Source organism: Halovulum marinum (assembly GCF_009697225.1).
In the GTDB taxonomy this organism is placed as follows: domain Bacteria; phylum Pseudomonadota; class Alphaproteobacteria; order Rhodobacterales; family Rhodobacteraceae; genus Halovulum; species Halovulum marinum.
The window spans coordinates 25,787-36,591 of the sequence record NZ_WIND01000027.1 but is presented as its reverse complement, the minus strand read 5'-3'; the positions used below and the strand labels follow the sequence as shown (position 1 = coordinate 36,591).

The 10,805-nt window shown below is 64.1% G+C and carries 12 protein-coding genes and 2 pseudogenes; 12 read left to right on the top strand and 2 right to left on the bottom strand.

The features are described 5' to 3' along the window. From GE300_RS23330 to GE300_RS20050, 10 genes are all read left to right on the top strand, one after another. Nucleotides 1-687: hypothetical protein (locus GE300_RS23330; protein ID WP_233417237.1), on the top strand; the 687-nt coding region annotated here is incomplete at its 5' end. Beyond that, nucleotides 647-1,597 carry a helix-turn-helix domain-containing protein gene (locus GE300_RS20090; protein WP_154449291.1) on the top strand — a complete coding sequence of 317 codons (951 nt, stop codon included), beginning with the start codon at nt 647-649 and terminating at the stop codon, nt 1,595-1,597. The genes GE300_RS23330 and GE300_RS20090, both read left to right, overlap by 41 nt. A gap of 177 nt (nt 1,598-1,774) precedes the next feature. Continuing rightward, nucleotides 1,775-2,980 carry a GIY-YIG nuclease family protein gene (locus GE300_RS20085; RefSeq protein WP_154449290.1) on the top strand — a complete coding sequence of 402 codons (1,206 nt, stop codon included), beginning with the start codon at nt 1,775-1,777 and terminating at the stop codon, nt 2,978-2,980. Nucleotides 2,981-3,252: 272 nt separating this feature from the next. Continuing rightward, nucleotides 3,253-3,846, top strand: a complete 594-nt coding sequence (locus tag GE300_RS20080; RefSeq protein WP_154449289.1) for a sigma factor — start codon at nt 3,253-3,255, stop codon at nt 3,844-3,846. Nucleotides 3,847-3,874: 28 nt separating this feature from the next. Then, on the top strand, nt 3,875-4,222 hold the full coding sequence (locus GE300_RS20075; RefSeq protein ID WP_154449288.1) for a hypothetical protein: 348 nt from the start codon (nt 3,875-3,877) through the stop codon (nt 4,220-4,222). A 44-nt stretch (nt 4,223-4,266) separates the two neighbouring features. Beyond that, nucleotides 4,267-4,755 (top strand): hypothetical protein, encoded by a 489-nt coding sequence (locus tag GE300_RS20070; RefSeq protein ID WP_154449287.1) that lies wholly within the window; start codon nt 4,267-4,269, stop codon nt 4,753-4,755. After that, the gene (locus GE300_RS20065) at nt 4,752-5,540 is read left to right on the top strand and encodes a hypothetical protein (RefSeq protein WP_154449286.1); all 789 of its coding nucleotides are present in this window, start codon (nt 4,752-4,754) and stop codon (nt 5,538-5,540) included. Before GE300_RS20070 ends, GE300_RS20065 begins: the two co-directional genes overlap by 4 nt. Then, nucleotides 5,530-6,009 carry a hypothetical protein gene (locus GE300_RS20060; RefSeq protein WP_154449285.1) on the top strand — a complete coding sequence of 160 codons (480 nt, stop codon included), beginning with the start codon at nt 5,530-5,532 and terminating at the stop codon, nt 6,007-6,009. The genes GE300_RS20065 and GE300_RS20060 overlap by 11 nt, the downstream gene beginning before the upstream one ends. Then, nucleotides 6,006-6,899, top strand: coding sequence for an ATP-binding protein (locus GE300_RS20055; protein ID WP_154449284.1), 894 nt, complete (start codon nt 6,006-6,008; stop codon nt 6,897-6,899). The genes GE300_RS20060 and GE300_RS20055 overlap by 4 nt, the downstream gene beginning before the upstream one ends. A gap of 12 nt (nt 6,900-6,911) precedes the next feature. Continuing rightward, entirely contained in the window at nt 6,912-7,523 is a 612-nt protein-coding gene (locus tag GE300_RS20050; RefSeq protein WP_154449283.1) for a hypothetical protein, read from the top strand. 31 nt (nt 7,524-7,554) lie between these two features. On the opposite strand, the pseudogene GE300_RS23790 reads toward GE300_RS20050, so the two are convergent. Further along, nucleotides 7,555-7,740: pseudogene (locus GE300_RS23790) on the bottom strand (IS3 family transposase); the annotation flags it as partial. A 71-nt stretch (nt 7,741-7,811) separates the two neighbouring features. On the opposite strand from GE300_RS23790, the pseudogene GE300_RS20040 reads away from it, so the two are divergent. Continuing rightward, nucleotides 7,812-7,985: pseudogene (locus GE300_RS20040) on the top strand (ATP-binding protein); the annotation flags it as partial. Between the two features lie 195 nt (nt 7,986-8,180). On the opposite strand, the gene GE300_RS20035 reads toward GE300_RS20040, so the two are convergent. Beyond that, nucleotides 8,181-9,107: a LysR family transcriptional regulator gene (locus GE300_RS20035; RefSeq protein ID WP_154449281.1), complete on the bottom strand. Its 927-nt coding sequence runs from the start codon at nt 9,105-9,107 to the stop codon at nt 8,181-8,183. 148 nt (nt 9,108-9,255) lie between these two features. Here GE300_RS20035 and GE300_RS20030 point away from each other — a divergent pair, with 148 nt between their 5' ends. Next, on the top strand, nt 9,256-10,749 hold the full coding sequence (locus tag GE300_RS20030) for an ABC transporter substrate-binding protein (RefSeq protein WP_154449280.1): 1,494 nt from the start codon (nt 9,256-9,258) through the stop codon (nt 10,747-10,749). The last annotated feature ends 56 nt before the right edge of the window (nt 10,750-10,805 follow it).

Below are 10,805 nucleotides of genomic sequence, written 5' to 3'. Positions count from 1 at the left end.
GTGGGCGACTACGACGACGATGACGAGATCAACCTCGTGGTCAGCCACGGCTCCATGGTTTCGACCATGCCGGTCGTCGAGGGCCAGGTCGAACGGGTCATCAGCGTGCGCCAGATTTCCCACGCCGTGCTGCGATACTCCGAGAACACCGGCATGCTGCGACTGGCCCGCATCCGGAAGGCGCATCAGCCCGAGATCGCGGAACTCTTCGCCTCGATCATCCTCGACAGGCCCGGCTTCTTCGACGGCGACGATGCGCAGGACCTCTATACCCTGCGCCCGATCGAACTGGCCGGACCGGGCTTCGCCTTCGACGCCGCCTACGATCCACTAATCGACAAGGTGCTGATCATCGAGGCGGCGGCCGACCTGATGGCGCCCGGGAAGAAGGGGTATCCCCGCGTGGTGCGCACGCTGCGGTCGCGGGATCTCGGCGGTGATGCGCTCCAGCATTTCGGCAGCACACCGGTCTCGTTCGGCGGCGCCTGGAGGCTGGGCGAGCTCGTGTTCCGGATCCTGTTCAAGGGCGACGGCAAGCGCCAGCCGCAGGTCACGGTCAAGCTGCGGCCCCCGGGCGTCGTGCAGTTCCGCCGCACCCAGCACGAGGCGCGGGTGATGAAGCTGATCGAACGGAACGGGCTGATGAATGACCGAGACGATTTTGAGGTTGTTGACGCGGCTGAGTGAGGCTGGCGACGACGCGATCCTGTCCGGCGAGCTTGCCGCGCCGTTCTTCGGTCCGGTTTTCGACCGGCTGCTGGCGAAACGTGTCCTCGTCGAACAGGCGCCGCTTGCCGATTGGGACGTCTGCGATGCCTGCGAATGCGGGCTCCCCTGTCGGCCGATCCGGAAAGCGGGCGATGGATATCGTGCTGAATGTCCGCTCGACCGACGACAGGACATTGAGTTCACCGAAGACGATTTGCGCGTGTTCCGAATCGGCGGCGGGGCGCTGGCATCCGTGATCGGCACCGCGGCAGGGTTCGGCACAGCCCCGAAGCTCGCCGCGGAAAAGGTCTGGCGGCTCGGCGACACGTCATCTGGTCGGGCGGTGTTTCTCGCGCTGGAGCCCGCAGCCCTGACCTGCGACGGCATCATCGCAACGTTGCGCCAGGCCGCGCAGGGTTCGGACATCACGATCCTCGCACCGCAGTTGCCAGCGGAGGCGGAGCGGCGACATCACGATGCGGGCTTTCATCTCATCGAAACCCTTGAGGTGCTGACGCCCGCCACAAATGGCCTCGGCGTCTCAATCGACGAGGCCGCTTTGGCGCCGGTGCCACTGGCGCCGGTGCTTCGCGTGCGGAGAGCAACGGCTGAGGTTCAGTGGGACGGTCGCTCCGTCATTCTGTCGCGTCAGATTTTCCCTGTGTTCGAGCGCCTGCTGGAAAAGGCGCTGTCGCGCGAACAGGTCGCCTCCGGCTCCCATGTCGAAGGCACGACGGCGCGCGAGGCCAAGGATCTGATCCGCGAGCTTCGCGACGCGTTCAAGGCTGCCGGGTTCACCGATGCTGAGAGCAAGGCCCTGATCGCCACAGTGCGCAACCGGGGCTACCGGCTCGGCGTCGTCTCTGCGGATATCGTGGTTGAAGGATGAATGCAGATCAACTCACTGTCGTTGCTGCCGCTGTGTGTTTTTCATTCTGAATGGAAAGGCACGTCTGCCAAGGTCGCGGTGCACTGGTAAGGCTCTTGAGTTGATGTCAGTACGGCTTGATCATTGGGAATTTCTAGAAGCACCGTATAACGAAGAAAAAGAAGTGATCGAGCATCAATGAGCAGAGAGAAGGTCCTCGAGACCAGTGGCATCGTCAGCGAGTGTAGCAGCCGGGTCGCTAAGTCGGGAAGTCACGCGCATGGCTTCGAGGTTCGCGGCAAGAAATACTCGTTTTTTATCGACGACCCGCTGCATCCGCTCATCGACGGCGACATGGTGCGCTTTTCATATCAAACTCGGACGTTGCGCGGGCGCTACAAGCGTCAATATCACGTTGCCGATCTGGCAACTCTTGTCATTGATGCGCCAGCGGTCGCAGGGGACTCGTCGCGGGAAACTCGCGCAACAAGCGACGCGGGCACGATCTACATCGCCTCGAACGCCGATATGCCCGGGCTTCTGAAGATCGGCTACACCATGCGCGACCCCGGAACCCGGATCGCAGAGCTAAGCGCCGTGACGGGCGTGCCTAACCCTTTCAGGCTCGAATGGACGATGCCCGTCGAGCGCTCAGCCAAGGAGATTGAGGGCCTCGTGCACAGCAATCTCAGGTCGAAACGAGCCGGTAAGGAATTCTTTCGTCTCTCCCTTCAGGCGGCGCAGGAAGCCTGCCGAACGGCCTATCTCGCGGTTCATCCCGAGGGAGCGAAGCGCCTTGATGAAGGACTCGCCGAGCGCGCGGCAGAAATGGCCAGAGCGCGTGAAACGCGGGACGCACGGCTCTTGGCCTGGAACGCGGAACAAGACGAAAATAAGCGCCTGAAAGCATGGAGGCAAAGCAAAGACGGTCGCTGGCGCTTGCAAGAGAGCACCCATTGGCTCATCGAGGATTTCGATCCGTCTATGGGGCGAGGTCAGGCTCCATTTCATCTCAGGCTGATCGGCCGGCGCAATCCAGATTTTCTCGAAATGCAAATTAGCTTCGGCTCAGAATGGGTCATCCGTGGTGATCACCGAGAGCAGTTGTCGCAGTGGCGCATCAGTGCATTCGGTTGGCGACACGGTGAACCCTGCTCGGAAGAGCCGCTTCGTGCCGACACCTGGCCGGAGGCTCTGAAAAAAGCGATGGCGTTTGCCGCCCATCATCCGGCCACTAATCGTCGTGTCACTGTGGTCGTGCCCAACGCCAATCTGCGCCATCCCCAACGCGATGCCGGGAGCGTGACGCCGGTTGCACCGGAGTTAATCACCGAAGCTCTCGATCAAATGGAGCTTGTGCCGGAAGCCGAGAACGGTGCCCGCGCCCCGGACGATTGGCAGTAGCCCTTCGGCAGATGACTGCCTCCATATGCCATCACAGCCGGAGAGCGTTCTTCTTCTGCTGCTTGCGCGCGGAATCCTATTTGCACCACAGCCATTGATCCATCGCGGCTGCCCCCGGCGGCATTGAGTCGAAGTCGTCTCAGGCTGAACGGTCATTGGGAAGGTGCGCTGCCCCACCAAACCCCCACCTTTTTCCCACCTCGTTCCCACCTGCGCGCCAACCGCATCCGGCACCTTGAGCTCATCAGAAACGATGACCGAGGCGCACAGCGATGCAGATCGAACTCTCCCCCGACGACATTGAAACCATCATCCGCGAAGCCGATGCGGCGGCGCAACGGCTGCGGCGCAAGCTGTGCCTGCCGCTCTGCGAGCGCGAGGATCTGGGCCAGGACCTCCTGGTCGATCTGCTGCGCCGCTTGCCCGCCTACGATCCCTCGCGTGGCACCATCGGCGCCTTCGCAAACATCGTCCTGCGCAACAAATCCTCGCGGATCGCGATGCGCCATCATCGCCAGCGCCGGGCGCAGGGTGGGCCGCTTCTCTCGCTCGAGGTGCCGCTGGCTGGAGCCCGCGAGCCGGTCGGCGACACGCTGACCGAGGACGACGGACTCGCCGCCTGGCACGGCCAGACCTGCTGCGCCGCCGCTGTCACTGAGTTTCACCATGCCCTGCAGGCCGCGCTCGCGCGGCTCCCGGCCGAGGATCGCCGGTTCTGCGCGGCGCTGGCCCATCGCCCCGTCACCGCGCTCGCGGCTGAGGGTTTCGGCAGCCGGTCCGCGCTCTACCGCCGCCTCGCCGATCTCCGTCACGTCCTCACCGCCCACGGTCTCGGTCCCGCCTGGGACGATCTCGCGGCGGCCTGAGTAGAAGCGAAAGGAGGAGATCATGTTCATGCGAACCACCCCCATCATCACGGTCCGCGCCAGCCGCCCGCTCACCGAAATCGAGTTCTGCGCCTGGGTGGCGCAGGCCGTTCCCGGCGACCGGCTGGAATACCATTGCGGCTTTCTGGTCCTCGACACCTTCCCGGTGCTTTCAGGGCTGTCGGATGCGGCGCGCGCCGAGCTGGTCAGGCTTGGATCGCGGGCCTTCTGGGCCGCCGAACAGGGCCTCGTGCACCTGGTGCAGGAGCGCACGGGCCCCGACCGGTTCGCCTACATCGCCGTCGCCCGCCCCAAGCCGAAGGCCGCCGCCGTCTCGCTGTCCGCGCTCCTGCTCGCGGAACAGGAGGCCGCGTGATGGCCGGCTTCGAGTCCTTCTTCACCGATCACGGAGACCCTTTCATGCCATTCCCCGAGAACACCCCCACGCCGGACGATCTGCCGTCGCTCAGCCCGGCCGAGATTGCCGCCCTGCCGGTCGAGCTGCTGGCGATCCTGCAGTGCGAGATCGACGCGCGCCTCAAGCGCGACAAGGCCGCGAAGGCCCGGTTCGATTCCGGACTGGCTGTCCGCTACGCCGACCGCGCCGCCGAGGCGCGCCAGACCGCAGGCAAGGATACCGGGACGGTTCGCTTTGACGACGGCGATTTCACCGTGGTTGCCGATCTGCCGAAGCGGGTGGATTGGGATCAGGAGCGGCTGGTCGAGATGGTCGAGCGCATCCGCGCCGCCAGGGACGATCCCGCCCAGTATGTCGACGTCAGCATCAAGGTGCCCGAGCGCAAATACGCCGCCTGGCCCGATGCGATCCGCGCCGGCTTCGAGCCTGCGCGCACCGTCCGGCCCGGCACGCTGAAGATCGAGATCGTCCCGCAAGGGGGCGATCAATGAGCCAGCTCGCCCCGCTTTCGGCTCCATCGCAGGATCTGCCCAGCCTGATCGACCGCGCGGCCAGCATGCTGTCTGGCGCCAAGACCGCCGCCGAGGTGCTCGAGGCGCGCGAGGTTGCCGGGCTGGCCTACGATGTGGCGAAACGCGCGGCGCGGCTGCAGCGCGCCAAGAGCGCCCATGACGATCTCGTCGCCGCAGCGCATCGCGCGCAGGCCCATGCGCTCGAGATCGAGGCGCGCGCCAAGCGTCGGCTGGCCGATGAATACGATGCGGCGCAGGCGCGTGGCGAGGTCGCGACACGCCAGCACCACCCCGGCTCGGTGGGGCATGTTGGCGCCGACGACATGCCCCCGGCCACCGCCGCCGACCTCGGCCTTCGCCGCGATCAGATCCACGAGGCCCGCCAGTTCCGCGACGCCGAGACCAATGATCTGGGCATCGTGCGCCGCACGCTCGACGGGCGGCTTGAACGCGGTGAAGAACCCACGCGCACTGCGCTGCGCAGGATGGTCACGGATGCCGCCATGCGCGGCCTGCGACCGCCGCGCCGCGCAAATCGCCGCAATCCTCTCTACGTGGCTCCCACGCCCGAGCAGGCAGCCTGGCGGCATGTGACGGGCACCTTCCGCGCGTTCGCGGAATGGGCCTCTGACGAGAACCTGGCCCTTGCCCGCGAGGGCATGCGCGAGGCCCGCGATACTTCGTTTCACGAGCTCGACGCCAGGGCCATCGCCGAAGGGTCGGCAGCTTTCACGACAATCAAGGAGTGGTTCGATGCTCGATAGCCAATCAGCGGCCTTTGGCGAACGCGTTTGGGATCATGCATCCCGTCTGGGCAACAACGCCCCCAGAATCGCCGATGAGATGATGGAGGCGGCTTTCCCGCTGACCTGCAGCCAGGCGCGGCAGGAAGGCGCGCTGCGCATGCTGCGGACCGGCATCATTTCCGAGGTCAAGCGCATCCTGCGCAACCGGGATGACGGGCTGGGCCAGGCGGATTTCGCGGATCTCTGCGAGGCCTTCGCGCCGCTCGTCCGGGACCTCCGCTCGAAGTCCTACTTTGTCGAGAGCGCCGAGGAATATGTCGCGATCCCGGACCTCATCGCCGAGCCCGATCTGCTCGATGACGCCCGGCGCTTCATGCGGCGCAAGGGCATCGAATGCCTGGCGGAGGCAGATCGGCTCGACGCGCTTTTCGCGGCCGTCAGCAACGATCCCGATGGGGCACCTGCGCGCCCGGAGGTGTTGGCATGACCGGCGCGCTTCCCATCGTCACCGCCGACCAGCGCCTGTCGGAAACCCGCGGCATCAAGGGCGTGATCTTCGGCCGCTCGGGGATCGGCAAGACCAGCCTGCTCTGGACGCTGATGACCTCGACCACGCTGTTCTTCGATCTCGAGGCCGGGGATCTGGCCATCGAAGGGTTGGCGGTCGACGCGATCCGTCCCCGCACCTGGACGGAATGCCGGGATTTCGCGGTCTTCATCGGCGGGCCGAACCCGGCGCTGCGCGCGGACCAGCCCTACAGCCAGGCGCATTTCGACGCGGTCTGCGCGAAGTTCGGCGACCCTGCGGTGCTGGAGAAATACGACACGGTGTTCATCGACTCGATCACCGTGGCCGGGCGGCTGTGTTTCGGGTGGTGCAAGGGCCAGCCCGAGGCCCATTCGGAAAAGACCGGCAAGCCCGATGTGCGCGGCGCCTATGGCCTGCACGGCCGCGAGATGATCGCCTGGCTCACCCATCTGCAGCACACGCGGGCCAGGAACGTGTGGTTCGTCGGCATCCTCGACGAGAAGCTCGACGACTTCAATCGCCGGGTGTTCCAGCCGCAGATCGACGGCAGCAAGACCGGGCTCGAGCTACCGGGCATCGTCGATCAGGTCATCACCATGGCCGAGTTCAAGGCCGAGGACGGCAGCCTGCAGCGCGGCTTCGTCTGCCAGACCCTGAACCCGTGGGGCTATCCGGCGAAGGACCGCTCCGGGCGGCTCGACATGCTCGAGGCCCCGCATCTGGGTCGGCTGATGGAGAAGATCCGCGGCCCGCTCATCCCCGAAGACCGCCGGCTGATCTACCAGGCGCCCCAGCTTCCGGCGCCGCCAAAGGCGCAGGCCAACCCCAACTCCGATCCCTCGAACTGAAAGGCTTGACCGATGTCTCTCTGGAACGATTTCAACGACGCGCAATCCAACAGCAACATGATCCCCAAGGGCACGCTCGCCAGGGTGCGCCTGACCCTCCGCCCGGGCGGGTTCGACGATCCCGCGCAGGGCTGGACCGGCGGCTATGCCAAGCGGGCCTCCACGGGCGCGGTCTACCTCGACGCCGAATACACGGTGCTCGAGGGACCCTATGCCAGGCGCAAGGTCTGGTCGCTGATCGGGCTCTACAGCCCCAAGGGGCCGGACTGGGCCAACATGGGCCGCAGCCTGGTGCGCGGCATGCTGAACTCGTCGCGCGGGATTTCCGACAAGGACAACTCCCCCGAGGCGCAGGCGGCGCGGCGTATCAGCGGGTTTGCCGATCTCGACGGGATCGAGTTCGTCGCCCGCATCGATATCGGCAAGGACACGAATGGCGAGGAGAAGAACGAGATCAAGAGCGCGGTGATGCCGGATCATCGCGACTATGCGCAGATCATGGGCCATGGCGCAGGGCCGAATGCACCCGGCACGGGATATGCGCCCCGGCCCGCAACGCCAGCGTCGTATTCGGCACCGCCGGCGCAACAAGATCGGCTGAGCGGCGGAAGGAGGATCAGATGACACCACCCCGATCCGAGGGCTTCGTGCGCATGCCGGACGCCGAGTTCGAGGCGATCCTGACGCGGCGACACAACGCGGCGATGCTTTCCTCGCCACGGAGGCCCGCCAGAACGATGCGGATCTTCTCCTCGGCCGAGTAGTGCTTGCGGGTCCTTCGCTCGATCCCCCTGACCAGTTTGTCAGCGGCGTCCTTCGATGTTCCGGATTTCTTGTTCACTTCGCTCCATGATGGCTCCGATGAACCAGAATTCCTCCCTTGCTCAAACCCTGAAATCTCTCCGGAAGGCGCTGACGTCAGACAACCTGCCATTCGACGACGAATGGACCGAAACCTTCGGCACCGAACGCCTGACCGGGGCCTTCCTCGCCAGGCTGACCCACCACGTCAACATCCTTGAGATGAACGAAGACAGTTATCGGCTCGGCCAAAGCCGCGCCAGAAAGGCCGAAGTTCCAAGCTGATCACTTGTCACAGGATTGGCCCTTTCGGCCAATGCGCCATGGCACGCGCCAGCTATATTGGGAGCGCGCGCGCCATGGCGCTTGGCGCACCGCCACTGGCCTGGTTTTGCGCCGCCACATGGCCGGTTTTCGCTCCGCCGTTGACATCGGACCACAAGCAAATGAGCATTCACTTTTCACGATGTCTCATTTGGGCTACCTGGAGGCAGTCACGGCTTTCTGGTTGCAACTGAGGTCCGCGAAGACCTTGCGCAGCACAGTTCTCGCCTTGAATTTCAGACCCTCCGGAAAGCCCGGTCGGCTTAGCAGGACAATTGGTCGTCGAAGTTCGGGTTCCAAGATACGGCGTGCGACCAGATCAGAATCGAGCACCTCAGGCGAAATCGAAAACGCCCCGAATACGGTTGTGCCAAGACCGGCCCGGATCATCCTCTTGCGCGGCTCGAATCCATCGACCTCCATATCAACGCACAACGAAAACTCTTTTTCCCGTGCAGCTTCCTCGAGGAAGACGCGGAGCGGGTTTCCTTGCGCCGGGAGGATCAGGTTTGACGCGGCGACCTCGGCAAATGTCATCGGAGAAGTGCCTTGGCTGGCCAGCGTGATGCAGAAAAGATCTTCCGAGGTCAGCATGTCTTCGTCTAGATGTCCGGAGTCGTTCAACTGTACGGCAAGGTCCGCCTTTTCCTTCTGTATCAATTCTCGGGCGAAGCTGCTCCGAGCGTCGATGAGGTGCAGGGAATGCTTTGGGAAGGCCTTACGGAAGTCCTTGAACAACGCGGGCGGCAAGGTCGATGCCAGAGATGGAATCAGCGCGAGCCGGATGGTCTCACCGCCAAGGTCCTCGCTGACGCGGCGCAGGATGTCGCCCTCAGCTTCGTGGATGCGGTCGACGATCTGCACTGCGTGGCCAACCACGATCAGACCGAGTGCCGTTGGCTCCATCCCGTTGGTCTTGCGCTCGAACAGAGCGCAACCGATGATCCGTTCCAGTTCCTTGATGTGATAACTCAGTGCTGGCTGCGCGATGTTCAGACTTCGTGCGGCCGCCGTCAGTGTGCCGGAATCGGACACAGCAACAAGGTATCTGAGGCGGCGCACGTCGAGGAAGTCTCTGAGCATGCTTTGCTATAAAACGATTTTATACCCAGATCAATGTTCTGTAATAGCTGCAGTTAACCAAATGCGTATCTTGGGTGTCGGGAAGTGAGACCCGGATCGCCCGACGGCCCGGGTCCACGGAAAAGGAGGACCCACATTGACTCGTTTCATGAACACCACGGCCATGGCCGTGGCCGCTGCCGTCATGTCTTTCGCCGCGCCGGCCATGGCGCAGGAGGACAAGTCCCTCACCATCGCTCTGCCGTCCGAGCCTGCTGATATCGACGGGTGCAACACGACGGTCACGGGGATCGGCGTGATCGTCAAGGAGAACATCGTCGAGACCCTGACGACGCTCGACCCGAACGACAGCACCGTGCGGCCGCGACTCGCGACCGGATGGGAGGATCTGGGCGACGGCACCTGGCGGATCTCTCTTCGGGAGGGCGTGACCTTCCATGACGGTGCGCCGTTCAACGCCGAGGCTGTCGCTTTCGCCATCGACCGGCTCACCAGCGACGCTATCGCCTGCCGCGACCGGACCAAGATCGCCAGCGTCGAGCTGACAACGACGATCGTCGACGACCATACCATCGACATCCATGCAGAACCCGCGCAGATCCTTATGCCGACGCTGCTGAGCTTCATCGGCGCGGTCTCCCCCAATACCCCCGTCGACCAAGTGAGCCGCGCGCCGGTCGGAACCGGTCCGTTCAAGTTCGACAGCTGGGATGCCGAAGGCATTGCCGTGACCCGCAACGCGGACTACTGGGGCGAACAGCCCGCCGCGACTGATGCGCTCTATATCTTCCGCCCCGAATCCGCTCTGCGTGCCGCCATGGTCGAACTCGGCGAGGCTGACATCGCGCATGACATCGCCCCGCAGGACGCGACCTCCGACATGGACTATCCATTCCTCAACGGCGAAACCACGCGCCTGCGAATGGTGCTGCAACCGCCGCTAGACGACCTCCGCGTGCGCAAAGCTTTCAACATGGCGTTCGACCGTGAGGCCCTGATCGGCACGATCCTGAGCGACAAGGCACAGCTGGCCACGCAATTCGTTTTGCCCAAGATTAACGGGCACAATCCGAGTCTTGAACCCTGGGCCTACGACCCGGAACAAGCAAAGGCGCTGATCGCCGAGGCCAAGGCGGATGGCGTACCCGTCGACAAGGAACTGCGCCTCATCGGCCGCATCGGGTTCTTCCCGAACCAGGAAGAGATGCTGCAGGTGATGCAGCAGATGTGGTCGCAGGTCGGGCTGAACGTGAAGCTGGAAATGATGGAATCGGCCGAGTGGCTGAAGCTCGTTAACAAGCCGTTCCCCGAGGATCGCGAGGCGATGCTGATCCAGGAACAGCATGACAACAACAATGGCGACGCTTCGTTCACGATGCGCTTCCGGTTCCACTCCGACGGGCGCCAGTCCGAGTTCAGCATCCCCGAGGTCGACAAGCTGATCGAGGAGGCCGAGATGGCGACCGGCGACGAGCGCACCAAGCTTTGGCAGGAGGCAAACCGCATCATCTCAGACGAGATCGTGCCCTCCGTCTACATGTACCACATGGTCAGCTACATGCGGGTCAGCCCCGAGATCAACTACGAGCCGAACAGCCTTAGCCTGATCCAGCTCGAACTGGCAGACGTCACCTTCAACTGATGTCGCCCGGGGGCCCGGTGGCCGGAGGAGGACGGCCGGGCCCTTCATTGCGCGTG